Source organism: Streptomyces sp. NPDC104106 (assembly GCF_055584345.1).
Genome location: NZ_JBVJMF010000017.1, coordinates 1 through 24,742 on the forward strand (window position 1 = coordinate 1; position 24,742 = coordinate 24,742).

Below are 24,742 nucleotides of genomic sequence, written 5' to 3' on the forward strand. Positions count from 1 at the left end.
ATGCTCGCCCGCCTCGTCGCGCACCTCACCGCGGATGTCCAGGATGTCGTTGCCCGCGAGCGACTTGACCGCCTCGATGGTGGAGGTGACCGTCAGCCGGTCCCCGGCACACACGGGACGGCTGTAGGCGAACTTCTGGTCGCCGTGCACCACCCGGCTGTAGTCCAGGCCCAGCTGCGGGTCCTCGATCACCTGACCCGCGGCCCGGAAAGTGATGGAGAACACGAACGTCGGCGGGGCGATCACATCGGCATACCCGAACGCCTTGGCGGCCTCCGGGTGCGTGTACACCGGGTTGGCCTCTCCGACGGCCTCGGCGAACTCGCGGATCTTCTCCCGGCCCACCTCGTAGGGTGCAGTGGGCGGGTAGGTCCGTCCCACGAAGGACTGGTCGAGCGCCATGGCCCGGCACCTCCTGAAGTCTGCTGTGATGGCCCCAAATTAGCCGCAAACCGGCCAGGGAACGCGCGGGGGGATCAAGTGAGCGCCGCCGCCCACCCGGTGGGACGGTGGACCGTGAAACGCCGTGAGGCCGCCCCCTCGGAAGGGGACGGCCTCACGGACGAGCCTGATTATCGCGTTTCGCGGTGCGCGGTGTGCGCGTTGCAACGCGGGCAGTGCTTCTTCATCTCAAGACGATCCGGGTTGTTACGCCGGTTCTTCTTGGTGATGTAGTTCCGCTCCTTGCACTCCACGCAGGCCAGCGTGATCTTCGGGCGGACGTCGGTGGCAGCCACGTGAGTGCTCCTAAGACGAACGGATGGACTAATTCAACGCAAGAAAGAGTAGCCGATCGAAGGACCGACCCCGCAATCGGCTACTGTCAGTAGCGGTGACCGGACTTGAACCGGTGACACAGCGATTATGAGCCGCTTGCTCTACCGACTGAGCTACACCGCTGCGATGCGATCGGGCCCCGCCTTTCGACGGGAACCTCTCACACCAGAGCCCCAAAACGGAATCGAACCGTTGACCTTCTCCTTACCATGGAGACGCTCTGCCGACTGAGCTATTGGGGCGAGCGATGAAGACATTACACGGTCCGCCGCCGTTCACCCAAATCCGTATCCGGCGCCCCGTCCGACCCCCCGCCCCACCCCGCGCGGCCGCCTCCTGAGACCCGGCAGAAGCGTGGCCGCGAGCCGCCCGGGGACTGCCACGCGCGCGTGGCCGCGTCCCGCGCGTGTGACGGCGTGGTGGGCGACACCGGCGCGCTCGGGGACTCGGGCCTCGCGGGGGACCGGGGCAGCGCCGGCGGCGCCCTGGCCGGATTCGGCACCACGGCCTTCGCAACGCGGGTGATTCGGGCCCTGCGGCACTCGGGCGGTTGCACGCGGGTGGGCGACATGCGTTCGGCCATGGGCGGACGACACCGGTACGACTATTGCGCTCCTGCGCATCCCACAGGGCTCGCCACCCTAGGCTCGACTCGCTCTGCGTGATCTTGGGGGCCCGCGCCCCCGCCTCCCTCACGCGAGCCCTGCCCCGAGCCCCTCGGCCCCACCCTGGAGCGCGATGCCCGACAGCCAGCCGCAGCCCCATCCGCCGTCGAACACCCCGGGCTCCTCCGGGCCGTCCGATCCGGCCGCCCTGCTGCTGTGTGGAGCGCGGCTGACCGACGGCCGGACGGTGGACGTACGGCTGGGCCGCGGACGCATCGAGGCGGTGGGTACGACCGGAAGCCTCGCGCGCGGACCTGCCCGCACGGGTGCCACGCGCGTGGACCTCAGCGGGTATCTGCTCCTGCCCGCCCCGGCCGAGCCGCACGCCCACGGCGACACCGCGCTGTCCGCCCAGCACTCCGGCCCGGTCTCGTACGCGCCCGACGACGTCCAGCGCCGGGCGACGGAGGCGGCCCTGCTGCAGCTGGGGCACGGAGCGACGGCGGTACGCGCGCACGTGCGCGTGGGTGACGTCCAGGGGCTCGGCGCGCTGGGCGCCGTGCTCCGGGCGCGGCGCTCGCTGCGGGGGCTCACCGACCTGACGACGGTGGCCACACCCCGACTGCTGACCGGCGCGGCCGGGGCCGACGGGCTCGCGATGCTGCGGGACGCGGTGAAGATGGGCGCCTCCGTGGTGGGCGGCTGTCCCGACCTGGACCCGGATCCCGCCGGCTACGTCGAGACCGTGCTGGAGGTCGCCTCCGAGCACGGCTGCCCGGTGGACCTGCACACGGACGCCGCCGACCCGGCCCGGTTGTCCCGGCTCGCGGCCATGGCGGGGGGCCTGCGCCCCGGCGTGACGATCGGGCCGTGCGCCGGTCTTGCGCGCCTGTCCGCCGAAGCAGCCTCCCGCGCCGCCGACCAGCTCGCGGCGGCCGGCGTCGCGGTCGCGTGCCTGCCCCAGGGCGGCTGCTGCGCCGCCGACCGCCGGGGCATGCCTCCAGTACGGCTGCTGCGCTCCGCAGGAGTGCGGACGGCGGCCGGGAGCGGCGCCCTGCGCGACGTCGCCAACCCCGTCGGCCGCGGCGACCCGCTGGAGGCGGCCTATCTCCTCGCCTCGGTTCACGGCCTGCGCGCGGAGGACGCCTACGACGCCGTGAGCACCTCGGCGCGCGCGGTCCTCGGTCTGCCCGAGGTACGCGTGGAGGCGGGCTTCCCCGCCGATCTGCTGGCCGTACGCGGCGACCGTCTGCCCGGCGCGCTCTCCCTGGCCTACAGCCGGGTCGTGTTCCACCGGGGGCGCGTGGTGGCCCGCACGAGCGCGGTCCGCGAGTACTGCAACTCGGCGGCCGCGGCGGAGCTGGGGCTGCCCCGGCAGGGGCGCGGAGAACTGTCGTGAACGCCGGGCGCGGGACACCGGCAGAGCGCATGGCCTGGAAGGACATGCTCAGCGCCGCGTGCACGCCGGCTGTGCGCCGACGGCCGGAGCGCTCCGGACATGCCGGTTAACTCATGCGGCGGATGCGCCCCTTCGGGCGTACGGTCGGATTCATGCGCATTGTCATCGCTGGTGGTCATGGTCAGATCGCGCTGCGGCTGGAGCGCCTGCTCTCCGCGCGCGGGGACGAGGTCGCGGGCATCATCCGCAACCCGGAGCAGGGCGACGATCTACGGGCGGCCGGGGCCGAACCGGTCCTGCTCGACCTGGAGTCCGCCTCTCTGGAGGAGGTCGCGGCGCATCTCCAGGGTGCCGACGCGGCGGTCTTCGCGGCCGGCGCGGGCCCGGGCAGCGGAACGGCCCGCAAGGAGACGGTGGACAAGGCCGCGGCGGTGCTGTTCGCGGACGCTGCGGTCCGCGCGCGCGTACGGCGTTTCCTGGTCGTGTCCTCGATGGGCGCGGATCCGGCGCACCCGGGCGACGACGTCTTCGACGTGTACCTGCGCGCCAAGGGCGAGGCGGACGCGTACGTGACCCGCCAGGAGGCCCTGGACTGGACGATCCTGCGCCCCGGCTCACTGGTGAACGACGCCGGCACCGGTCTGGTCCGCCTGGAGGCGCACACCGGGCGCGGAACGATCCCGCGGGACGACGTGGCCGCCGTACTCGCCGAACTGGTGGACACCCCGGCGACGACCGGCCTGACGCTGGAGCTGATCAGCGGCTCGCAGCCGGTGTCGGTCGCGGTGAAGTCGGTGGCCGGGAACTGAGCCGGGTCACCGGCCGTTGAACGGTCGGAGTCACCACCCGCCCCCGCTCCACCGCGCACTGTCACACCGTCAGGACTCCCCAGCTCAGAACAGGGGCAGCTGCCCCGGAAACTCCGGTACGGCGTACCCGTCCAACGCCGGCTGGACCGCCCCGAGTTGCGCCTGCTGCCGCGACCCGGCGCAGGAGACGAGTTCGCCACTCTCCCTCGCCCCGGGCGGATCGTGCCGCGCGAAGCGGCCCGCGACGACAGCGATGTCACGGCGGCAGACGGGACAGGTTCTGCGTCGGGAGGACATGCCGTCAGTTTGCCCGTACGCGCGCGCGTACGACAGCGCCGCCGGCCGTCGGCCGTCAGGTGCGGGTCTCGGCCTCCCAGCGGTCGGGCCCCACCCCGCGCCAGTCGATCAGGGGCGACTCGGCCACCTGCTCCGGCTCGATCTCCAGCCCCGCGCGGCGCAGGAACTCCACCAGGTCCCGGACGCTGTGTGCCAGGCCGAGGATCTCGCCGTCCACGCGGACACGCCGTCCGCCGGTCGGTGACGGCAGGTGCACGATGATGGGACGCTTCCCGGCCATGGCTCCAGCATCGTCCGCCCCGCCCGACCCCGCACCCGGACCGGCCATGTCTGATCCCCTCCCTCCGTCCCGTCGCTCACGCGTTCGATTATAGGGAACGGCCCGAGGATGCCCGGAGAAACGACGAGAGCCCCGTGACCTGCTCTCGCAGATCACGGGGCTCTCGCTCCCGTGTGGCGGCGCCAGGATTCGAACCTGGGAAGGCTGAGCCGGCAGATTTACAGTCTGCTCCCTTTGGCCGCTCGGGCACACCGCCGGGTTTGGCTGCCAACCGAGCCCCGCTTTCGGCGGTGCTCCCTGGCAACGACGTAAACAATACCCGATGCACGGGGGTGCTTCGCCACCCGGTTGATCTCCACCCGTCGGCTCGCGGGGTGGCTAGGCTGGTGCGGATGCGGCCCGGTGTCTTGCCGGGCCCGACGGCCGCCGCCGCGCACGCCGGCACGCACCCGATACGCACCCCGATACAAGGAGCCACAGGACATGGCCGACTCCAGTTTCGACATCGTCTCGAAGGTCGAGCGGCAGGAGGTCGACAACGCCCTCAACCAGGCCGCCAAGGAGATCTCGCAGCGCTACGACTTCAAGGGCGTGGGTGCCTCGATCTCCTGGTCCGGCGAGAAGATCCTCATGGAGGCCAACTCCGAGGACCGGGTGAACGCCATCCTCGACGTCTTCCAGTCCAAGCTGATCAAGCGGGGCATCTCGCTGAAGGCGCTGGAAGCAGGCGAGCCTCAGCTGTCCGGCAAGGAGTACAAGATCTTCGCGTCGATCCAGGAGGGCATCTCCCAGGAGAACGCGAAGAAGGTGGCGAAGATCATCCGCGACGAGGGCCCGAAGGGCGTCAAGGCCCAGGTCCAGGGCGACGAACTGCGCGTCAGCTCCAAGAGCCGCGACGACCTCCAGACCGTGATCGCGCTGCTGAAGGGCAAGGACTTCGACTTCGCGCTGCAGTTCGTGAACTACCGGTAGGACACCGGCGGGAGTGACAGCGAGGTGGGCCGCCCGGTGCCGGGCGGCCCACCCTTTCCGCGCTCACGCACCGCTTTCCGTGCTTGCGCACCGCGCGGCGGGACGGCGGGCTCAGTCGCGTGAGTTGCCGAACAGGATGCGGTAGACGATCAGCAGCACCAGGGAGCCGCCGATGGCCGCGGCCCATGTGGCGCCGTCGTAGAAGTTCTTGGTGATCGGGTGGTCCAGCCAACGCGCCGAGATCCAGCCGCCGATGAACGCCCCCGCGATGCCGATGAGGGTCGTACCGATGAAGCCGCCGGGGTCGCGACCCGGCAGCAGGACCTTGGCGATGACTCCGGCCACCAGGCCCAGGATGATCCAACCGATGATGCTCATGCCGTGAACCTGCCCTTCCCAGCTGTCCTCGCACTGTCCGGCCGCTGAGAATCCGGTGAGGACCCGCTGTCGGCACGCGTGTGTTCGTGCCTCGTCGATGGAGAGGACGTCACAGATCCCCCACCTGGTTGCGACGGGTCATGACCGCACGCGGTCGCCGTACATGCGGTCGCACGCGGCGGCGCGCCCTCCAGCGGGCTCCTGCGGCCCCACCCGCGCGCGTGCGGCGCTCGTGGCAGTCGGCACGCTCAGCGGCTCGCGAACGGCTGGTCCGTGGGGACGATCTCGCGGCCCAGCGGCAGCAGGGAGACCGGGATCAGCTTGAAGTTGGCGATGCCCAACGGGATGCCGATGATCGTCACGCACAGGGCGATGCCCGTGACGACGTGCGCGATCGCCAGCCACCAGCCGGCCAGGATCAGCCACAGGACGTTGCCGATGCAGGAGGGTGCGCCCGCGTCGCGCCGCTCGACCGTGGTGTACCCGAAGGGCCACAGGGCGTAGAGGCCGATACGGAAGGCCGCGATGCCGAACGGGATGCCGATGACGGTGATGCAGAGCAGAACGCCGGCGAACAGATACCCGACGAACAGCCAGAAGCCGCTCAGGACGAGCCAAATGACGTTCAGGATGGTCTTCACTGGTAGCGACCTGCCATCGTTTCGAGCCGGGAGATACGGTCCGCCATCGGCGGGTGCGTAGAGAACATCTTCGTCAGTCCCTGGCCCGCGCGGAAAGGATTCGCGATCATCATGTGGCTGGCCGTCTGGATCTGGGGCTCAGGGGGCAGCGGGAGCTGCTGGGTGCCGCCCTCCAGCTTGCGCAGGGCGCTGGCGAGGGCCAGCGGGTCACCGGTGAGCTGAGCGCCGGAGGCGTCCGCCTCGTACTCACGGGAGCGGCTGATGGCCAGTTGGATGAGGGTGGCGGCGAGCGGGCCGAGGATCATGATCAGGAGCATGCCGAGCAGGCCGGGGCCTTCGTCGTCGTCCGAGCGGCCGATGGGGATGAGCCAGGCGAAGTTGACCAGGAACATGATCACCGAGGCGAGGGCGCCGGCGACCGAGGAGATCAGGATGTCCCGGTTGTAGACGTGACTCAGCTCGTGCCCGATCACTCCGCGCAGCTCGCGCTCGTCCAGCAGGCGCAGGATGCCCTCGGTGCAGCACACGGCCGCGTTGCGCGGATTGCGGCCGGTGGCGAAGGCGTTGGGGGCCTCCGTGGGCGAGATGTAGAGGCGTGGCATGGGCTGGCGGGCCTGCGTGGACAGCTCGCGGACCATCCGGTAGAGCGCGGGGGCCTCGAACTCGCTGACCGGGCGGGCGCGCATCGCGCGCAGCGCCAGCTTGTCGCTGTTCCAGTACGCGTAGGCGTTCGTGCCGAGAGCGACCAGGACGGCGACGATCAGACCGGCGCGGCCGAAGAAGCTGCCGATGACGATGATGAGCGCGGACAGCCCCCCGAGGAGTACCGCGGTCCTGAGCCCGTTGTGCCGGCGGTGCACCGTACGCCCTCCAAATCGTGCGGCTGGGAACACTGTGGTCCAGTGGACCCTCCCGCTTGTGACAACGCCAGGCGGCGGTCACGAGTTCCCCGTGTCCGCGCGGGCGCCGCTCGGCTGTACGGGTGACGTGCTGTTTCGCCCTCCCGCGCGCGTGGAGCGGATCTGCGCCACGCGCGCGGGAGGCGGGGTCAGAACAGTCCGGTGGCGGCGAACCGGAGGACCAGCTGGGGTGCTCCGGACAGGGCGACGCCGAGCACGCCGGTGAGGGCGATGGCGGCCGTCAGGGGAGCCGGAACCGGGTGCCGCGCGGGCTGGCCCTCGGGGGCGCGGAAGAGCAGCGCCGTCCACTGGAGGTAGTAGAAGAGGGCGATCACCACGTTGACGGCCATGACGACGGCGAGCCAGCCGAGGCCCGCGTCGACGGCCGCCGAGAACACGGTGACCTTGGCGAACAGTCCGATGACGCCCGGAGGCAGACCGGCCAGGCAGAGCAGGAAGAAGGCCAGGAGGAGCGCGGTGAGCGGGTTGGCCGCGTACAGGCCCCGGTAGTCGCTGATCCGGTTCAGGGGCCGGCCGCGGCCCACCACGGCGGCCACCGCGAACGCCCCGAGGTTCACGGCACCGTACATGAGGGCGTAGGCGACCGTGGAGCCGATCGCCTTCTGCGGGTCCTTGGCGTATCCGGCCGCCGCGATCGGAACCAGCAGATAGCCCGCCTGGCCGACGGAGGACCAGGCGAGCAGCCGTACGGCGCTGTACGCGCGCGTGGCCTGCTGGCGCAGGGCGCCGACGTTGCCGACCGTCATGGTGAGGCCGGCGAGGAGGGCGAGCGCGGGCCCCCAGACGCCGGCGTACGACGGGAACGCGACCACGGTGACGAGGATCAGCCCGGAGAAGCCGACCGCCTTGCCGACGACCGACAGGTAGGCGGCGACGGGCAGCGGCGCGCCCACGTAGGTGTCGGGCACCCAGAAGTGGAACGGGACGGCGGCCGTCTTGAAGGCGAAGCCGATGAGGGTGAGGACGACACCGGTCGCCGCGAGGGTGCGCAGTTGTCCGTCGGCGTGGGGCAGGCGCTGGGCGACCTGGGTGAGGTAGAGGGTGCCGGTGGAGGCGTAGACGAAGCTGATGCCCATCAGGCTGACGGCGGTGGCCGTCACCGAGGACAGGAAGAACTTCAGCGCGGCCTCGGCGGAGCGCTTGTCGCCGTGCCGGATGCCGACCAGGGCGAAGGCCGGCAGGGAGGCGACCTCCAGGGCGACGATCAGGGTGGCCAGGTCGCGGGAGGCGGGCAGCAGGGCCGCGCCGGCCGCGGAGGACAGCAGCAGGAACCAGAACTCCCCCGCCGGGACGCGCCGTCGGTCGTCGTCGAGGTTCGTGACCGACAGCAGGGCAGCGAGCAGGGCGCCGCCGAGGACCAGGAACTGGATGACGAGCGTGAAGTGGTCGGCGGTGTAGCTGCACGCGCGCGTGGAGCGGTTGACGCAGAAGGTGCTGCGATCGCCGTTCACGAGTGGCAGCAGCATGAGCGCGGCCGCGGCCAGTCCGGCGACCGAGACCCAGCCGAGGACGGCTTTGCTGTCCTCGGGCAGGAACAGGTCGGCGACCAGCACCGCGAGCGCGACAGCGGCGGCGGTGAGGGGCGGCGCGACGGCGAGCCAGTCGACGGACTGGACCAGCGACTCGGCGAGGGGCTGGGCGCTCATCGGGTGCCTCCTGCGAGGAGCTGGTGCACGGCCGGGTCCGTCAGGCCGAGCAGGGCCTTCGGCCACAGCCCGGCCCCGACGGTGAGGGCGACGAGCGGGGTCCAGGCGGCGAACTCGTAACCGTGGACGTCGGCGAGTTTGGGGACCTCCTGCGCCACCCCGCCCATGCAGACGCGGCGCACCACGATCAGCATGTACGCGGCGGTCAGCAGGGTGCCGAACGCGCCGATCGCCATGAAGGTGAGGAACGCGGGCCGGCTGAGGCCGGCGGCGGGCTTGAACGCGCCGAACAGGGCCAGCATCTCGCCCCAGAACCCGGCGAGGCCGGGCAGGCCGAGCGAGGCGACGGCGCCGAACGCGAGCAGGCCGCCGAGGCGCGGGGCCCTGCCGTAGAGCGCGGCGCCGGTCTTCTCGGCCAGCGCGTCGAGGTCGGTGGTGCCGGTCCGCTCCTTCAGCGCACCGACCAGGAAGAACAGCAGGCCGGTGATGAGGCCGTGGGCGATGTTCGCGAACAGGGCGCCATTGACGCCGGTCGGGGTCATGGTGGCGATGCCCAGCAGGACGAAGCCCATGTGGCCGACGGAGGAGTAGGCGATCAGCCGCTTGAGGTCGCCCTTGGCGCCCCGCTTGGCCAGGGCCAGGCAGGCCAGGGATCCGTAGATGATCCCGACGACGGCGAACGCGGCGAGGTAGGGCGCGAAGGTGTGGACGCCGTGGGGCGCGATCGGCAGCAGGATCCGGACGAATCCGTACGTACCCATCTTCAGCAGGACACCGGCCAGCAGGACCGAGCCGACGGTCGGGGCGGCGGTGTGGGCGTCGGGCAGCCAGCTGTGCAGCGGCCACATCGGCGCCTTGACCGCGAGCCCGATCCCGATCGCCAGTACGGCGATGACCTGCACGGACGCGGGCAGTGACCGGCCGTTGTCAGTGGCGAGTGCCACCATGTCGAACGTGCCCGCCTTGATTCCGATCAGGAGCAGGCCGAGCAGCATGACGACGGAGCCGAGCAGCGTGAAGAGGATGAACTTCCACGCGGCCCGGGTCCGTCCCTCGCCGCCCCAGCGGGCGATGAGGAAGTACATCGGGATGAGCACCATCTCGAAGGCCAGGAAGAACAGCAGCAGGTCGAGGACGGCGAAGGTCGCGAGGGTGCCGGACTCGAGCAGGAGCAGCAGCGCGACGAACGCCTTCGGGGACCCGCCCTTGGGCGGGTTGAAGTAGGAGTACAGCGCGCAGAGGAAGGTCAGCAGCGCGGTCAGGGCGACGAGGGGGAGGGAGATGCCGTCGATGCCGAGGTGGATCCGCACGTCGAGCGCCGGGATCCAGCTGATGTCGGTCGTGGCCTGCATCCTCGACGGGTGGTCGTGGTCGAAGCCGAGCGCGAGGACGATCGCGGCGATGAGGATCGCGCCGGTCACGGTGACGCCGTGGCGCAGCACGGCCTGTTCGGGCGACTTCCCCTTCAGTCCGGGGGGTGCCGGCAGGAGGGCGGCGACGGCGCCGAGAAGCGGGCCGGCGACGGTGAATGCCAGGAGGAACTGCATCACGGACTCGTTGATATCGATCACGCCTGCTCACGCTCCCGTGGCGACGAGGACGACGGCGACCGCGAGGACGACGGTGCCGGCGAGCAGCGCGCTCACATAGGTCTGCACATTGCCGGTCTGCGCCCGCCGTACGGCGGCCCCGAGCAGCCGGGGCACGGCGGCCGCGCCGTGTACGTAGGTGTCGACGACCTCGCGGTCGAGGAACCGGACGAGACTCGCTCCGGCCTGGACCGGGCGGACGAACAGCACCCGGTACACGGCGTCGAGATGGAAGCCGGCGGCCGCGTGGGGGTGCAGCGGGCCGAGCAGCAGCCGCGCGGGGTCCGCCGGGTCGGGCGCGGAGGCGATGTCTCCGTAGGCCGGTGTGTGACCGGCGATGGCCTCGGCCTCGACCAGCCCGGCGTCGCCCTCGGGGTGGGCGGCGACGGCTCCCAGGGGGACGCGGGCGGCGAGCGGGCTGGTGTGCTGCCAGGCGCCGTAGGCGAGCAGTCCGCCGACCAGGGCGAGGCCGGTGCCGAGGATCGAGGTGAGGAGGGCCGGGGTCAGGTCCTGGCCGTCGAACCAGCCGGGCAGCCAGCGGTAGGCGAGCCCGCCGAAGGCCAGGGACGGTACGGCGAGCACCCACAGGACGACGTTCATCGTCAGCGGCTGGCGGCCGTGGTCGGGCGCTTCGGTGCCCCGGCCGCGGAAAGCCAGCAGCCACAGGCGGGTCGCGTAGGCGGCGGTGAGCAGGGCGGTGAGCATGCCGGCGACCAGGACGATCCAGCCCGCCGCTCCGGGGGCATGGCCGGTCTTCCCGGTGGCCACGTGCTCGGCGGCGCCGAGCACGGACTCCTTCGAGAAGAAGCCGCTGAACGGCGGGATCGCGGCGAGCGCGAGCAGCGCCACGGTCATCGTCCAGTAGGCGTCCGGTACCCGGTCGCGCAGTCCGCCCATGCGGGACATGGCGGCCAGTGAGTTGGTGCCGGCGGCGTGGATGACCACGCCGGCCGCGAGGAACAGCAGCGCCTTGAAGGCGCCGTGGGACAGGAGGTGGAAGACGGCGGCACCGCGGTCACCGACGGCGAGGGCGCCGGTCATGTAGCCGAGCTGGCCGATCGTCGAGTACGCGAGGACGCGCTTGACGTCGTCCTGGGCGAGCGCGGCGAGCGCCGAACCGGCCATCGTGACGGCGGCCATGACGGCGAGGACGACCATCGCGGCCTGGGAGGCCTCGAAGACGGGAAGGAGACGGGCGATGAAGTAGACACCGGCGGCGACCATCGTCGCGGCGTGGATCAGCGCCGAGACGGGCGTCGGGCCCGCCATCGCGTCCGGGAGCCAGGTGTGCAGCGGGAACTGCGCCGACTTGCCCGCGACGCCCGCGAGGAGCAGCAGGGCGATCACGGTCGGGTGGTGCAGGTGGCCGCTCGTCACGGCAGCGAGGACGCGGGTGATGCGGAAGGACCCGGCGTCGCCGGCGAGCGCGAACAGGCCGATGAGGAAGGGGACGTCGCCGAGCTTGGTGACCAGGAAGGCCTTCAGGGAGGCGGCGCGGGCCTCGGGGGTCTCCCAGTAGTGACCGACCAGGAAGTAGGAGCAGATGCCCATGACTTCCCAGCCGACCAGCAGCACGATCAGGTCGCCGGAGTAGACGACCAGGAGCATCGCGGAGGTGAAGAGGGAGACGAGGGCCGCGTAGGAGGGGTAGCGCGGGTCGTCGCGCAGATAGCCCGTCGAGTAGATCTGCACGCAGGCGGCGACGAACGCGACCAGGATCGCGACGAGTGCGGCGAAGCCGTCGATGTGCAGGGCCAGCTCGACCGGGACGGAGCCGGTGGGGGTCAGCTCCGTGTGGGCGTCGAGGGATCGGCCGCCGTCCTGGTGGGCGGCGACCAGCGAGGCCAGGACGAGCGAGGCCAGCGGCGGCAGCACGGCGAGCGGACGGACGAAGCCGGGGGCGGTGCGGCCGAGCAGCAGGCCCGCGGCGGCGCCCAGGAACGGCAGGAGAGGGACGAGGACGGCGAGGTGGGTCGTGGTCACGCGGTGGCCTCAGCCTTCTCGGCCGCGGAGGTGCCGGGGCCCTCGGTGTCGGGGCCGCCGGTCCCTGGGCCTTCGGCGGTGTCGCGGAGCTTGTCGATGTCGGAGGTGCCGTGGTTGCGGTAGACGGCGAGCACGATCGCCAGGCCGATGCCGATCTCGGCGGCGGCGATGGCGATGGTGAACAGGGTCAGCGCCTGGCCCGAGTGCAGCGTGTCCCGGGCGGCCCGGCTGAGCCAGACGTCGAAGGCGACCAGGTTGAGGTTGACGGCGTTGAGCATCAGCTCGACCGACATCAGGACCAGGATCGCGTTGCGCCGGGCGAGGACGCCGTACAGGCCGGTGCAGAACAGGAGGGCGGAGAGGACGGCGGGGTAGGCGAGGTGCATCAGCGGGCGCCTTCCTTCTTGTCCGGGCGGATTCCCTCGTCCGGGTGAATCCCTGGATCCGTGGCGGAGGGGGAACTCTGGGTGACCGTCCGGGAGTTCACAGGAGGAGGGCCCGACTCCGCCTTCGCCTTGCGGGACAGGACGATCGCGCCGACCAGGGCCGCGAGGAGCAGGACGGACAGGGCCTCGAAGGGCAGCACCCAGTGCCGGAACAGGCTCTCGCCGGTGACCCGGGTGGTGCCGACGGCGGGGCCGGTCAGGTCGATCCACGTGGTGCGGAAGGCGTCGACCACCACCCACACCAGGGCGACGGCGGCGGCCGCCGCGACGGCGAGGGCGATCCAGCGGTTGCCGGAGTCGGCGTCCGGGGAGCGGCCGATCGGCGCCCTGGTGAGCATCAGACCGAACAGGAGGAGGACGACGACGGAACCGACATAGATCAGGACCTGCACCCAGGCGATGAACTCCGCGGTGAGCAGGAGGTATTCGACGGCGAGGCCGCCCAGCGCGACCACCAGCCACAGGGCGGCGTGCACCAGTTGCCGGGTGGTGACGGTGATCAGTGCCGCGCCGAAGGTGACCAGGCCGACGAGCAGGAAAGCGATCTCGACACCGGTCGGGGACAGGAAGCCGTGCGGGGCTGCCGCCGGCATCACGGCTGCGGCGGAGTTCACGACTGTCCCTCCTCCGGTTCGGCCTGCGCGGCCGCCAGCTTCTCGGCGGTCTTGCGGGCGGCGGCGATCTCCTTCGGCTCCTCGGCCGCGGGATCGAGGGCGGGCGGGGCCGGGACGGTCCACATCCACTCGCGGAGCTTGTCCCGCTCGTGGGTGAGGTCGCGGATGTCGGTCTCGGCGTACTCGAACTCCGGGGACCAGAACAGCGCGTCGAAAGGACAGACCTCGATGCAGATACCGCAGTACATGCACAGGGAGAAGTCGATCGCGAACCGGTCGAGGACGTTGCGGCTGCGCTCGCGGCCACCAGGGGCGGCCGGCGGGACGGTCTCCTTGTGGGAGTCGATGTAGATGCACCAGTCCGGGCACTCGCGAGCGCAGAGCATGCAGACCGTGCAGTTCTCCTCGAACAGTCCGATCACGCCACGGGTGCGGGGCGGCAGTTCGGGCTGGGCGTCGGGGTACTGCTCGGTGACGTGCTTCCTCGTCATCGTGCGGAGGGTGACGGCCAGGCCCTTGGCGAGGCCGGAGCCAGGAATGGGGGCCATCAGGAGATCACCACCTTGACGATGCCGGTGAGGGCGATCTGGGCGAGGGAGAGGGGGACGAGGAGGGTCCAGGAGAGCTTCTGGAGCTGGTCCTCGCGCAGGCGGGGGTAGGTGACACGGAGCCAGATGACGACGAAGGCGAGGATCGCGGTCTTCAGCAGGGTCCACAGCCAGCCCAGGCCGTCGGCGCCCCAGGGGCCGTGCCAGCCGCCCAGGAAGAGGACGGTGGTCAGACCGCACAGGACGACGATGCCGGCGTACTCGGCGAGCAGGAACAGGGCGAAGCGCAGACCGGTGTACTCGGTGTAGGCGCCGAAGATGATCTCGGAGTCGGCGACGGGCATGTCGAAAGGAGGGCGTTGCAGTTCGGCGAGGCCGGCGACGAAGAAGACGAGCGCGCCGACGATCTGCCAGGGCACCCACCACCAGTGGAAGGCGTGCAGGATGCCGGGCAGCGAGACGGTGCCGGCGGCCATCGCGACGGAGGCGGCCGCGAGCAGCATCGGTAGTTCGTAGGCGAGCAGCTGGGCGGCCGTGCGCAGGCCGCCGAGCAGGGAGAACTTGTTCGCGCTGGCCCAGCCCGCCATGAGCGAGCCGAGCACGCCGACGCCCATCACGGCGAGCACGAAGAAGACGCCCGCGTCGATGACCTGGCCGACGGCGCCCTCGCTCGGACCGATCGGGATGGCGAGGAGGACGAGCAGGTACGGCAGCAGGGAAACGGCGGGGGCGAGCTGGAAGACGCGGCGGTCGGCGCCGGCCGGTACCACGTCCTCCTTCTGCGCGAACTTCACGCCGTCCGCGATGAGCTGGGCCCAGCCGTGGAAGCCGCCCGCGTACATCGGGCCGAGGCGGCCCTGCATGTGGGCCATCACCTTGTGTTCGGTCTGGCCGACGATCAGCGGGAAGGTGAGGAAGACGACGAACACGACCAGGAGTCGCAGGGCGACGTCCAGCGCGCCGTTCACAGCGGGCCTCCTGGGGTGTCGTCATCGGGGGGGCTGTCGGGGGTCGCGGGGCCGGGAGCTGCCGGGTCCTGGGTCGCAGGGCCGGGGGTTCCGGGGTCGGAGGATCCGTGGCCGGGAGTTGCGGCGCTTGGCGTTCCGGGGGCGGGTGTTCCGGTTTCCTCGCGCTGTGACTCGGGCTCGGACTCGGGCTGTGGTTGCTCGCGCTGCGCCTCTGGCTGTGCCTTCGACTCGGGCGGCGCTGTCGGCTCGGTCTGCGCCGTCGGCTCCGGCTCGCCTGTCGGACTGTCCTCGGCGGTCGGGTTCTGCTCCGGCTCGAACGCCGGGCGGGCGTGGTGCCAGGGAGCGTCCGAGCTGCGTCGGGCCGTGCTCCGCCGGGTCGGGCGGGACGGGCCGCCCTCCGGTTCGGCGGACGTCGGCGCCTGCTCCTGCTCCTGCTCCTGCTCCTGCTCCTGGGTAGGAGTCGGTGCCTGGGGCCGCTGGGAAGCGGAGCCGTCTGAGGCGCTGCGCGAGCGACGTGGGCCAGTCGGGGTCGGGGCAGGGGTGGGCGCAGCAGGTGCCTCCTCCGCGGCCGTGCTCTCCGCCGGCGTCGGACCGGCCTCGCCCTCGGCAGGTGCCGCCGTCTGGCTCACCGATCCCTGGCTCGCGCTGCGCATCCGGCGCGGCCTGGCACCGGCGCCTGCACCCGCGCTCCCGCCGCCGGCACCGGTTCCCGGGCCACCCGTGGCAGCCTCACCCGGCGTTGCGGCAGCCCCGGCAGCCGGTGCCGGCTGGCTCGCCGAGCCCTCCGCCGCCGTGCGCGTGCGTCGGACCGGACGGTCCCCGGCGGCAGCCGCGCCCGCGCGTGCCGTCGAGGTCCTCGTCGGGCGGGTGGGGGCCGGGGGGAGTTGGCCTTTGAGGGGGCCCCATTCGTTGGGGTCGGGGACGCCGGGGGGCAGCATCTGGCGGCGCTTGGGGCCGCCGTGCTCGGATTCGCCGGGCTCCTTCGCGCCGGGCCAGGCCTTGGCCACGCGGGCGGCGAGGACGAAGTCCTTGCGCAGGGGGTGGCCCTCGAAGTTCTCGGGGAGGAGGAGGTGCTCCAGGAAGGGGTGGCCCGCGAAGCGGACGCCGAACATCTCGTGGGTCTCGCGCTCGTGCCAGGCGGCGCCCGCGTAGACGCCGACGGCGGTGGGCAGTTCCGGTGCCTCGTGCGGGACCGTCGTACGGACGAGGAGGCGGCGGACCGGGCCGAGGGCGACGACGTGGGCCGAGACGCAAAAGCCCGTGCCCGGTTCGTCGACGGCGCTCAGCCAGTCGAAGTAGGTGCACCCCAGGGTCGTACGGGCGGTCTCCAGGGCGGGGAGCCAGGCGGACGGCGGTACGTCCACCGTCAGGAGGTCGTACGACTCCTCGGCCGTGGCCTCCGTGCCGAAGAGGTCCTCGACCGGGGCGGGCAGCCAGCCGATCGTGCTCATCGGACGTCCCCTCCGGTACCCGGAGCCGCGGCGGGCGCCGGGGGCTTCACCAAGTCGCTGGTCAGGGCGGCGGCGGACGGGCGGGAGGAGGCCCCGTGCCCGTAGCGCTCGCCCAGGGACTCGCGGGCGATCTTCTCCTGGAGCTTGAGGATGCCCTGGAGCAGCGCCTCGGGGCGCGGCGGGCAGCCGGGGACGTAGACGTCCACGGGGATGATCTGGTCGACGCCCTTGGTGACGGAGTAGGAGTCCCAGTAGGGGCCGCCGCAGTTGGAGCAGGCGCCGAAGGAGATGACGTACTTCGGCTCGGGCATCTGCTCGTACAGACGCTTGACGGCCGGGGCCATCTTGTCCGTCACCGTGCCCGACACCACCATCAGGTCGGCCTGGCGGGGGCCCGGCGCGAAGGGGATCACGCCGAGGCGGATGAAGTCGTGGCGGGCCATCGACGCGGCGATGAACTCGATCGCGCAGCAGGCGAGGCCGAAGTTGAAGACCCAGAGGGAGTAGCGGCGGCCCCAGTTCAGGATCACCTTCATCGGCTCGGGGGCCAGCCGGGCCAGCGTGCCGAGCCGCTTGGGTTCGGGCAGGTGAACGGGGTCCGGGTGGTTCACGTCCATGCCAGGACGCCCTTCTTGTATGCGTACAGCAGGCCCACGGCGAGGAAGCCCAGGAAGACGAACATCTCCACGAGAGTCGTCGCGCCGTAGCCGGGGGCGGCGAAGACCGTCGCCCAGGGGAACAGGAAGATCGAGTCGACCGCGAAGATCACGTACAGGAAGGCGTAGACGTAGTAGCGGACCTGGGTGTGGGCCCAGCCCTCGCCGACGGGGTCGACGCCGCACTCGTAGGTCAGGAGTTTCTCCGGCGTGGGGACCACGGGGCGCAGCAGGCGGCCCGCGCCGAAGGCGACCGCGACGAACAGCACGCCGACGAGGGCGAGCAGTCCCACAACGGAGTAGGACCGGAAGTAGCCGGCCGCGGTGACGTTCGCCGTGGCGGCCGCACCGTTCCCCAACGTCTCCCGCACCGTCCGTCCCTCGCTCCCTGTCTCGTGGCCTGCGTGACGTGACGCGACCTGAGTGAACTGAAGTGATCCCACATGTTCGAGGATCTCTACGCACGGGAGTCTAGGCCCTGATAAAGAGGCGGTAAGCAGGCCGTCACGAGGTGAGACGGGTGGTGAGGGGGCGGGGTGGGGTTCTCCCCCGCGAACGGAGGGTGGCGTACCGCATGGCGCCGGGGGTGGCGCACACGGCAGGCTGGCTGCCATGACCGTCCTTCGCCGCCCCGCGGCCGACCGGACCGCCGGCGCCGACCGCACCGGCAGCACCGGCAGCACCGGCCATACCGGCAACACCGGTGGCCCCAGTGGCATCAGAAGCACCCGTCGCAGCGGTCGCGGCGGCGGCACCGACCGACTGCCGCCGCTCCGGCCGGCCTACGACGCGCACACCTGGAAGGAGATCGGGCATCTCCTTCTCAACCTGCCGCTGACGGTGACCGGTTTCGTGTACGCGGTCACCGTGCTGTCCGTCGGCGGAGCGCTCACGATCACCGTGATCGGCCTGCCGCTGCTCGCGCTGAGCCTGCTGGGCTCCCGGCAGCTGGGCAAGCTGGAGCGGGCCCGCGCCCGCCTCCTGCTCGGGGTGCGGGTGGAGGAGCCGACCCCGTTGCCGCTCGCCAGGGCCGGGAGCCTGACGCAGCGGCTGTGGATGGCGCTGAAGGACCCGGTCGGCTGGCGCACGCTGCTGTACGACCTCATCCGGCTGCCCTGGGGCATCCTCACCTTCTGCCTCACCCTGACCTCGCTCTTCGTGCTGTGGCCGGTGCTGCCGTATCTGGCGCGGGGCCTGGCGAACGTGGACCGGGCGATGGTGCGCGGGCTGCTGTCGCCCTCGGACGAGCTGGAGCGCCGTATCGCCGAGCTGGAGTCGGACCGGGGGATCGTGGTCGACACGGCCGCCGCCGACCTGCGCCGGATCGAGCGGGACCTGCACGACGGGGCGCAGGCCCGGCTGGTGAACCTGGCCATGGGTCTCGGCCTCGCCAAGGAGAAGCTGCTGGAGGACCCGGACTCCGCGGCGGCGATGGTGGAGGAGGCGCACGGCGAGGTGAAGCTGGCCCTGCAGGAGCTGCGCGACCTCGCCCGCGGTATCCACCCGGCCGTACTGACCGACCGGGGACTGGACGCGGCCCTGTCCTCGGTGGCCACGCGCTGCACGGTTCCGGTGAAGGTCACCGTGGACCTGGCCAGCCGCCCGGCGCCGGCGATCGAGGGCATCGCCTACTTCACCGTCTCCGAGCTGCTGCAGAACATCAGCAAGCACAGCCGCGCCCGCAGCGCCTCCGTCGACGTCTGGCGCGCCGACGACCGGCTGCTCATCCAGGTCCGCGACGACGGCCGGGGCGGCGCCCGGCTGGAGGGCGGCACCGGGATGCGGGGCCTCGCGGAGCGGCTGGGCGCGGTGGACGGCCTGTTCGTCCTCGACTCCCCGGCCGGAGGCCCGACCGTGGTGACGGCCGAGCTGCCGTGGCGGGACCGGACCGAATAGCCGGGGCCCATATCCGGGCCCATAGCCGGGGCCGGCTGCGGATACGGCGGCTGCGGCTGCCCCACCCCGACCGGCGACCGGCGACCGGCGACCGACCGGGCAATCGACCGACGGCAGCACCCCGCCCCAACCCACAGCCGACCACCGCCCGAACCCCTCCCGCACACCCCGGCCCCCGGTTCCCCGCCGGAGGCCGGGGTGGGGAAAACCCCCGGTGCAAGAGGCCGACGGACTCCATGGTCCGGGAGAGCGCGGCGCACGAGTCTGGGGACACGGCTGAACCGCCGCTGGGACGGACGAGGAGAACAGGACGGAATCGATGGCCACGGAGTACGGAGACGGGTACGGGTGGGAGGACGGGCGGCCCGCCGGAACCGGCCACCGGCTGCCCGCCGGGCTGCGGGCGCCGTTCGAGGCGCGCAGCTGGCGTGAGTTCGGGTACGTCCTGCTGAGCCTGCCGGTGTCCATCGTGCTGTTCACCTGGACGGTGACGATGGTGTCGCTCGGGGCGGGCCTGCTCGTGGCCTTCCTCGGCCTCCCCGTGCTCGCGGGGGCGCTCGCCGGCTGCCGGGGCCTCGGCGCGCTGGAGCGGGTCCGGGCGCGCGCGCTGCTCGGGCTGGAGGTGGCCGCGCCGGAGCCGCTGCGGGCGCGCGAGCCGGGCGCGCTGGCCTGGATGGGCGCGGTGCTCAAGAGCGGCACGTCCTGGCGGAACATGCTGTACGCGCTGGTGCAGTTCCCCTGGGCGGTGTTCTCGTTCGCGGTGACGGTGACCCTGTGGGCCCTGGGCTGGTCACTGCTGACCTACCCGCTGTGGTTCTGGGTCTTCCCGGCCTACGCCGGCCGGGGCGGCCTCCAGCTGTACAGCGACGAGCACCACAGCGTGTACCTGCACACCCCCTTCGAGATCACCGTGACCGCGCTGGTCGGGCTGCTGTTCACGCTGGCCACGCCGTGGATCGTCCGGGCCCTGACGACGGTGGACGGGCTGCTGGTGCGGGGGCTGCTGGGGCCGTCGGTGCTGTCGGCGCGGGTGGTGGAGCTGGAGTCGGACCGCGGGGTCGTGGTCGACACGGCCGCCGCCGACCTGCGGCGCATCGAGCGGGACCTGCACGACGGGGCGCAAGCCCGGCTGGTGAACCTGGCGATGGACCTGGGGCTGGCGAAGGAGAAGCTGCGGGAGGACCCGCGGGCGGCGGCACGGATGGTGGAGGAGGCCCACGGCGAGGTGAAGACGGCCCTGCAGGAGCTGCGCGACCTCGCCCGGGGCATCCACCCGGCCGTACTGACCGACCGGGGACTGGACGCGGCCCTGTCGGCGGTCGCGTCGCGCTGCGCGGTTCCGGTGCGGGTCGAGGTCGACCTGCCGGGCCGCCCGGCGCCCGCGATCGAGGGCATCGCCTACTTCACCGTCTCCGAGCTGCTGCAGAACATCAGCAAGCACAGCCGCGCCCGCAGCGCCTCCGTCGACGTCTGGCGCGCCGACGACCGGCTGCTGCTGCAGGTGATCGACGACGGCGTGGGCGGCGCGGACGCCTCGGGCGGCTCCGGCCTGGCCGGTCTCGCCGGGCGCCTGGGCGCGGTGGACGGCATCCTCGTGGTGGACTCGCCCGAGGGCGGCCCCACCCGGGTGATCGCGGAACTGCCCTGGCGGACCTGACGTCACGACGCGTACGCAACCCCCGTAACCCGTCCGGCCGGCCCGGCGCACACCGGTGAACAACCACCGGCACACGTGCCCCGCACTCCCCCGCCGGCCCGGCACGAGCCCCCGCCCCGGCCCGCACCCCCCTAGACCCCCCTCCTTCGGCGGTGGGGTTCCCAGGTGGGGCGGCGGGCCGGGGCGTTTGCTGGAATGCTTGGCCTCCGTACGGACCGTGGCACGGACCGTCGTACAGACCACAGGGACGAACGCCGCCGCAGAGCGGGCATGGGGGGCCAGGGGATCGTGGAGGACAGAGTGCGGGTGGTCATCGCCGAGGATTCGGTGCTGCTCAGAGAGGGCCTGACCCGGCTGCTGACCGACCGCGGACACGATGTCGTGGCCGGTGTCGGGGACGCGGAGGCGCTGGTGAAGACCATCGCCGACCTCGACGCGCAAGGCACGCTGCCCGACGTGGTGGTGGCGGACGTGCGGATGCCGCCGACCCACACCGACGAGGGCGTGCGCGCGGCCGTACACCTGCGCAAGGCCTATCCGCGGCTCGGTGTGCTGGTGCTGTCGCAGTACGTCGAGGAGCGGTACGCCACCGAACTGCTGGCCGGTTCCAGCCGGGGCGTGGGATATCTGCTCAAGGACCGGGTCGCCGAGGTGCGCGAGTTCGTGGACGCGGTGGTGCGGGTCGCCGACGGCGGTACGGCGCTGGACCCGGAGGTGGTCGCGCAGTTGCTCGGCCGCAGCCGTAAGCAGGACGTGCTGGCGGGGCTGACACCGCGCGAGCACGAGGTGCTCGGGCTCATGGCCGAGGGCCGTACGAACTCGGCGATCGCCCGGCAGCTCGTGGTCAGCGACGGCGCCGTGGAGAAGCACGTCAGCAACATCTTCCTGAAACTCGGCCTCGCGCCGAGCGACGGGGACCACCGGCGGGTCCTCGCCGTACTCACGTACCTGAACTCCTGACGACCGCGACCCGCCCTGCGGAGAACCGCGAAGAACGCGCGGGGAGCGCCTTGATCGGTGTTCGAGGACGGCGGGACATCATGGAAGCCAGCCAAGTCAGCCAAGCCAGCGCGACATGCCGTCTCGAAATGCCGTCCAATCCGTGGATGGCCTCGGGAAGGTGACCCTAACCGACGTAGGGTTGATCCTGGGATGGTCCGTGGGACGACCACGCCCCGGACAGCCGCCTCGAAGGAGGTCCAGTTCAGTGACCAGCCAGGTCAGCAGCCCAGCGGAGCAGACCGACGGATCCGTGGGAGAGCAGCGCGCCCCGGGTGACGCGAAGGACGTGCGGCGCCTGGACCGGGTGATCATCCGGTTCGCGGGGGACTCGGGCGACGGCATGCAGCTCACCGGCGACCGTTTCACCTCGGAGACCGCTTCCTTCGGCAACGACCTCTCCACCCTCCCCAACTTCCCCGCCGAGATCCGCGCCCCCGCCGGCACCCTGCCCGGCGTCTCCAGCTTCCAGCTCCACTTCGCGGACCACGACATCCTCACCCCGGGTGACGCGCCCAACGTGCTCGTCGCGATGAACCCGGCCGCGCTGAAGGCGAACATCGGCGATCTGCCGCGCGGCGCGGAGATCATCGTCAACACCGACGAGTTCACCAAGCGCGCCCTGCAGAAGGTCGGCTACGACGCCTCTCCGCTCGAGGACGGCTCGCTCGACGGCTACAACCTGCATCCGGTGCCGCTGACCACGCTGACGGTGGAGGCGCTGAAGGAGTTCGACCTCTCGCGCAAGGAGGCCGAACGCAGCAAGAACATGTTCGCGCTGGGCCTGCTGTCGTGGATGTACCACCGGCCGACCGAGGGCACGGAGAAGTTCCTGAGGTCGAAGTTCGCGAAGAAGCCCGAGATCATGGCGGCGAACATCGCCGCGTTCCGCGCGGGCTGGAACTTCGGCGAGACGACGGAGGACTTCGCGGTCTCCTACGAGGTCGCCCCGGCCGCCAAGGCCTTCCCCGTGGGCACCTACCGCAACATCTCCGGCAACCTCGCCCTCGCCTACGGCCTGATCGCCGCCTCCCGGCAGGCGGACCTGCCGCTGTTCCTCGGCTCGTACCCGATCACGCCGGCCTCGGACATCCTGCACGAGCTGAGTCGGCACAAGAACTTCGGCGTGCGCACCTTCCAGGCCGAGGACGAGATCGCGGGCATCGGTGCCGCCCTCGGCGCGGCCTTCGGCGGCTCGCTGGCGGTCACGACGACGTCCGGGCCCGGTGTGGCGCTCAAGAGCGAGACGATCGGGCTCGCGGTCTCGCTGGAGCTGCCGCTGCTGGTGGTCGACATCCAGCGCGGCGGCCCGTCCACGGGTCTGCCGACCAAGACCGAGCAGGCGGACCTGCTGCAGGCGATGTACGGCCGCAACGGCGAGGCCCCGGTCCCGGTCGTCGCCCCGAAGACCCCGGCCGACTGCTTCGACGCCGCGCTGGAGGCGGCCCGGATCGCGCTGACCTACCGCACACCGGTGGTACTGCTCTCCGACGGCTACCTGGCCAACGGCTCCGAGCCCTGGCGCATCCCGGAGCTGGAGGAACTGCCGGACCTGACCGTCCAGTTCGCCTCCGGCCCCAACCACACCCTCACCGACGGCACCGAGGTCTTCTGGCCCTACAAGCGGGACCCGCACACCCTCGCCCGGCCGTGGGCGATCCCGGGCACACCGGGCCTGGAGCACCGCATCGGCGGCATCGAGAAGCAGGACGGCACGGGCAACATCTCCTACGACCCGGCCAACCACGACTTCATGGTCCGCACCCGCCAGGCCAAGATCGATGGCATCGCCGTCGCGGACATCGAGGTCGACGACCCGGACGCGGCGCGCACGCTGGTCCTCGGCTGGGGCTCGACCTACGGGCCGATCACGGCGGCGGTACGACGGCTGCGCCGCTCGGGCGAGGCGATCGCCCAGGCCCACCTGCGCCACCTCAACCCCTTCCCGCGCAACCTCGGCGAGGTCCTGAAGGGCTACGACAAGGTGGTGATCCCCGAGATGAACCTCGGGCAGCTCGCCACGCTGATCCGGGCGAAGTACCTGGTCGACGCCCACTCCTACAACCAGGTCAACGGCATGCCGTTCAAGGCGGAACAGCTCGCCACGGCGCTGAAGGAGGCCATCCATGACTGACGCCGGCAACGGGCTGCTCCAGCTGGTCCCCAAGGCCGAGGCCAAGCAGTCCATGAAGGACTTCAAGTCCGACCAGGAGGTGCGCTGGTGCCCCGGCTGCGGTGACTACGCGATCCTCGCCGCCGTCCAGGGCTTCATGCCCGAGCTGGGGCTGGCGAAGGAGAACATCGTCTTCGTCTCCGGCATCGGCTGCTCCTCCCGCTTCCCGTACTACATGAACACCTACGGGATGCACTCCATCCACGGCCGCGCCCCCGCCATCGCCACCGGCCTCGCCACCTCCCGCCGCGACCTCAGCGTCTGGGTCGTCACCGGTGACGGCGACGCGCTGTCCATCGGCGGCAACCACCTCATCCACGCCCTGCGCCGCAACGTCAACCTCAAGATCCTGCTGTTCAACAACCGGATCTACGGCCTGACCAAGGGCCAGTACTCGCCGACCTCCGAACTCGGCAAGATCACCAAGTCGACCCCGATGGGCTCCCTCGACGCACCCTTCAACCCGGTCTCCCTGGCCATCGGCGCGGAGGCGTCCTTCGTGGCCCGCACCATCGACTCCGACCGCAAGCACCTGACCGAGGTGCTGCGCCAGGCGGCCGAACACCCGGGCACGGCCCTGATCGAGATCTACCAGAACTGCAACATCTTCAACGACGGCGCCTTCGACGCCCTGAAGGACAAGCAGCAGGCCCAGGAGGCGCTGATCCGCCTCGAACACGGGCAGCCGATCCGGTTCGGCGCCGAGGGCGCGCGCGGTGTCGTACGCAACCGGGCCACCGGTGACCTGGAGGTCGTCACCGTGACCCCCGAGAACGAGGCGGACATCCTGGTCCACGACGCGCACGCCGCGTCCCCGACCACCGCCTTCGCCCTCTCCCGCCTCGCCGACCCCGACACCCTGCACCACACCCCGATCGGCGTCTTCCGCGACGTCGAACGCCCCGTCTACGACACCGCGATGGCCGACCAACTGGACACCGCGATCGAGCAGAAGGGCAAGGGCGACCTCGCCGCGCTGCTCGCGGGCGGCGACACGTGGACGGTCGTCGGCTAGATCGGCTGGACCGCGCTTCCTTC

25 protein-coding genes and 3 tRNA genes are annotated in these 24,742 nt (G+C 71.6%); 8 read left to right on the forward strand and 20 right to left on the reverse strand.

Translation table 11 applies throughout. The features are described 5' to 3' along the window. From ACZ60X_RS31975 to ACZ60X_RS31990, 4 genes are all read right to left on the reverse strand, one after another. On the reverse strand, nucleotides 1-402 hold a 402-nt coding region (locus tag ACZ60X_RS31975), incomplete at its 3' end, for a MaoC family dehydratase N-terminal domain-containing protein (protein ID WP_469605936.1). A 170-nt stretch (nucleotides 403-572) separates the two neighbouring features. Then, nucleotides 573-737, reverse strand: a complete 165-nt coding sequence (gene rpmG / locus ACZ60X_RS31980) for a 50S ribosomal protein L33 (protein WP_003948671.1) — start codon at nucleotides 735-737, stop codon at nucleotides 573-575. A gap of 90 nt (nucleotides 738-827) precedes the next feature. Further along, a tRNA-Met gene (locus ACZ60X_RS31985) sits at nucleotides 828-900 on the reverse strand. A 46-nt stretch (nucleotides 901-946) separates the two neighbouring features. Continuing rightward, nucleotides 947-1,019 (reverse strand) — tRNA-Thr (locus ACZ60X_RS31990). 496 nt (nucleotides 1,020-1,515) lie between these two features. On the opposite strand from ACZ60X_RS31990, the gene ACZ60X_RS31995 reads away from it, so the two are divergent. Continuing rightward, nucleotides 1,516-2,781, forward strand: coding sequence for an amidohydrolase family protein (locus tag ACZ60X_RS31995; RefSeq protein ID WP_469605938.1), 1,266 nt, complete (start codon nucleotides 1,516-1,518; stop codon nucleotides 2,779-2,781). Nucleotides 2,782-2,933: 152 nt separating this feature from the next. Next, nucleotides 2,934-3,590: an NAD(P)H-binding protein gene (locus tag ACZ60X_RS32000; RefSeq protein WP_469605941.1), complete on the forward strand. Its 657-nt coding sequence runs from the start codon at nucleotides 2,934-2,936 to the stop codon at nucleotides 3,588-3,590. Between the two features lie 84 nt (nucleotides 3,591-3,674). On the opposite strand, the gene ACZ60X_RS32005 is transcribed toward ACZ60X_RS32000, so the two are convergent. From ACZ60X_RS32005 to ACZ60X_RS32015, 3 genes are all read right to left on the reverse strand, one after another. Beyond that, on the reverse strand, nucleotides 3,675-3,887 hold the full coding sequence (locus ACZ60X_RS32005; protein WP_469605944.1) for a hypothetical protein: 213 nt from the start codon (nucleotides 3,885-3,887) through the stop codon (nucleotides 3,675-3,677). A 55-nt stretch (nucleotides 3,888-3,942) separates the two neighbouring features. Next, entirely contained in the window at nucleotides 3,943-4,167 is a 225-nt protein-coding gene (locus ACZ60X_RS32010; protein WP_469605946.1) for a hypothetical protein, read from the reverse strand. A 174-nt stretch (nucleotides 4,168-4,341) separates the two neighbouring features. Then, nucleotides 4,342-4,423: transfer RNA gene (locus ACZ60X_RS32015), tRNA-Tyr, on the reverse strand. A gap of 227 nt (nucleotides 4,424-4,650) precedes the next feature. Between ACZ60X_RS32015 and ACZ60X_RS32020 the strand changes: the two genes are divergently transcribed. Beyond that, a complete protein-coding gene (locus tag ACZ60X_RS32020) occupies nucleotides 4,651-5,139 on the forward strand; it encodes a YajQ family cyclic di-GMP-binding protein (RefSeq protein WP_030345349.1) in 489 nt (162 codons plus the stop codon). A 111-nt stretch (nucleotides 5,140-5,250) separates the two neighbouring features. Here ACZ60X_RS32020 and ACZ60X_RS32025 read toward each other — a convergent pair whose 3' ends face one another. The 13 genes from ACZ60X_RS32025 to ACZ60X_RS32085 form a co-directional block, all read right to left on the reverse strand. Continuing rightward, complete coding sequence (locus tag ACZ60X_RS32025) at nucleotides 5,251-5,517, reverse strand: GlsB/YeaQ/YmgE family stress response membrane protein (RefSeq protein ID WP_469605949.1); 267 nt, start codon at nucleotides 5,515-5,517, stop codon at nucleotides 5,251-5,253. Nucleotides 5,518-5,765: 248 nt separating this feature from the next. Next, a complete protein-coding gene (locus tag ACZ60X_RS32030; RefSeq protein ID WP_469605952.1) occupies nucleotides 5,766-6,158 on the reverse strand; it encodes a YccF domain-containing protein in 393 nt (130 codons plus the stop codon). Beyond that, nucleotides 6,155-7,018 (reverse strand): zinc metalloprotease HtpX, encoded by an 864-nt coding sequence (gene htpX / locus ACZ60X_RS32035; protein WP_469605954.1) that lies wholly within the window; start codon nucleotides 7,016-7,018, stop codon nucleotides 6,155-6,157. Before htpX ends, ACZ60X_RS32030 begins: the two co-directional genes overlap by 4 nt. Before the next feature lie 188 nt (nucleotides 7,019-7,206). Next, nucleotides 7,207-8,724 carry an NADH-quinone oxidoreductase subunit N gene (locus tag ACZ60X_RS32040; protein ID WP_469605957.1) on the reverse strand — a complete coding sequence of 506 codons (1,518 nt, stop codon included), beginning with the start codon at nucleotides 8,722-8,724 and terminating at the stop codon, nucleotides 7,207-7,209. Continuing rightward, a complete protein-coding gene (locus ACZ60X_RS32045; protein WP_469605959.1) occupies nucleotides 8,721-10,295 on the reverse strand; it encodes an NADH-quinone oxidoreductase subunit M in 1,575 nt (524 codons plus the stop codon). Before ACZ60X_RS32045 ends, ACZ60X_RS32040 begins: the two co-directional genes overlap by 4 nt. A gap of 6 nt (nucleotides 10,296-10,301) precedes the next feature. After that, nucleotides 10,302-12,296: an NADH-quinone oxidoreductase subunit 5 family protein gene (locus ACZ60X_RS32050; protein WP_469605962.1), complete on the reverse strand. Its 1,995-nt coding sequence runs from the start codon at nucleotides 12,294-12,296 to the stop codon at nucleotides 10,302-10,304. Then, nucleotides 12,293-12,682: an NADH-quinone oxidoreductase subunit NuoK gene (gene nuoK, locus ACZ60X_RS32055; protein WP_469605964.1), complete on the reverse strand. Its 390-nt coding sequence runs from the start codon at nucleotides 12,680-12,682 to the stop codon at nucleotides 12,293-12,295. Before nuoK ends, ACZ60X_RS32050 begins: the two co-directional genes overlap by 4 nt. Then, nucleotides 12,682-13,335, reverse strand: coding sequence for an NADH-quinone oxidoreductase subunit J family protein (locus ACZ60X_RS32060; protein ID WP_469606380.1), 654 nt, complete (start codon nucleotides 13,333-13,335; stop codon nucleotides 12,682-12,684). The genes nuoK and ACZ60X_RS32060 overlap by 1 nt, the downstream gene beginning before the upstream one ends. 17 nt (nucleotides 13,336-13,352) lie before the next feature. Beyond that, nucleotides 13,353-13,904: a NuoI/complex I 23 kDa subunit family protein gene (locus tag ACZ60X_RS32065; RefSeq protein ID WP_469605966.1), complete on the reverse strand. Its 552-nt coding sequence runs from the start codon at nucleotides 13,902-13,904 to the stop codon at nucleotides 13,353-13,355. Beyond that, nucleotides 13,904-14,872: a complex I subunit 1/NuoH family protein gene (locus ACZ60X_RS32070; protein WP_469605969.1), complete on the reverse strand. Its 969-nt coding sequence runs from the start codon at nucleotides 14,870-14,872 to the stop codon at nucleotides 13,904-13,906. Before ACZ60X_RS32070 ends, ACZ60X_RS32065 begins: the two co-directional genes overlap by 1 nt. Beyond that, nucleotides 14,869-16,323, reverse strand: a complete 1,455-nt coding sequence (locus ACZ60X_RS32075; protein ID WP_469605973.1) for an NADH-quinone oxidoreductase subunit C — start codon at nucleotides 16,321-16,323, stop codon at nucleotides 14,869-14,871. Before ACZ60X_RS32075 ends, ACZ60X_RS32070 begins: the two co-directional genes overlap by 4 nt. Then, the gene (locus ACZ60X_RS32080) at nucleotides 16,320-16,940 is read right to left on the reverse strand and encodes an NADH-quinone oxidoreductase subunit B (RefSeq protein WP_469605975.1); all 621 of its coding nucleotides are present in this window, start codon (nucleotides 16,938-16,940) and stop codon (nucleotides 16,320-16,322) included. The genes ACZ60X_RS32075 and ACZ60X_RS32080 overlap by 4 nt, the downstream gene beginning before the upstream one ends. After that, the gene (locus ACZ60X_RS32085; RefSeq protein ID WP_469605978.1) at nucleotides 16,931-17,350 is read right to left on the reverse strand and encodes an NADH-quinone oxidoreductase subunit A; all 420 of its coding nucleotides are present in this window, start codon (nucleotides 17,348-17,350) and stop codon (nucleotides 16,931-16,933) included. Before ACZ60X_RS32085 ends, ACZ60X_RS32080 begins: the two co-directional genes overlap by 10 nt. A 241-nt stretch (nucleotides 17,351-17,591) precedes the next feature. Between ACZ60X_RS32085 and ACZ60X_RS32090 the strand changes: the two genes are divergently transcribed. The 5 genes from ACZ60X_RS32090 (at nucleotide 17,592) to ACZ60X_RS32110 (ending at nucleotide 24,719) form a co-directional block, all read left to right on the forward strand. Continuing rightward, on the forward strand, nucleotides 17,592-18,875 hold the full coding sequence (locus ACZ60X_RS32090) for a sensor histidine kinase (RefSeq protein ID WP_469605981.1): 1,284 nt from the start codon (nucleotides 17,592-17,594) through the stop codon (nucleotides 18,873-18,875). A 319-nt stretch (nucleotides 18,876-19,194) separates the two neighbouring features. Further along, nucleotides 19,195-20,532, forward strand: a complete 1,338-nt coding sequence (locus tag ACZ60X_RS32095) for a sensor histidine kinase (RefSeq protein WP_469605983.1) — start codon at nucleotides 19,195-19,197, stop codon at nucleotides 20,530-20,532. A gap of 270 nt (nucleotides 20,533-20,802) precedes the next feature. After that, complete coding sequence (locus tag ACZ60X_RS32100; RefSeq protein ID WP_469605985.1) at nucleotides 20,803-21,492, forward strand: LuxR C-terminal-related transcriptional regulator; 690 nt, start codon at nucleotides 20,803-20,805, stop codon at nucleotides 21,490-21,492. Nucleotides 21,493-21,739: 247 nt separating this feature from the next. Then, nucleotides 21,740-23,665, forward strand: coding sequence for a 2-oxoacid:acceptor oxidoreductase subunit alpha (locus ACZ60X_RS32105; RefSeq protein ID WP_469605989.1), 1,926 nt, complete (start codon nucleotides 21,740-21,742; stop codon nucleotides 23,663-23,665). Beyond that, nucleotides 23,658-24,719 (forward strand): 2-oxoacid:ferredoxin oxidoreductase subunit beta, encoded by a 1,062-nt coding sequence (locus tag ACZ60X_RS32110; protein WP_469605991.1) that lies wholly within the window; start codon nucleotides 23,658-23,660, stop codon nucleotides 24,717-24,719. The genes ACZ60X_RS32105 and ACZ60X_RS32110 overlap by 8 nt, the downstream gene beginning before the upstream one ends. Nucleotides 24,720-24,742: the final 23 nt, after the last annotated feature.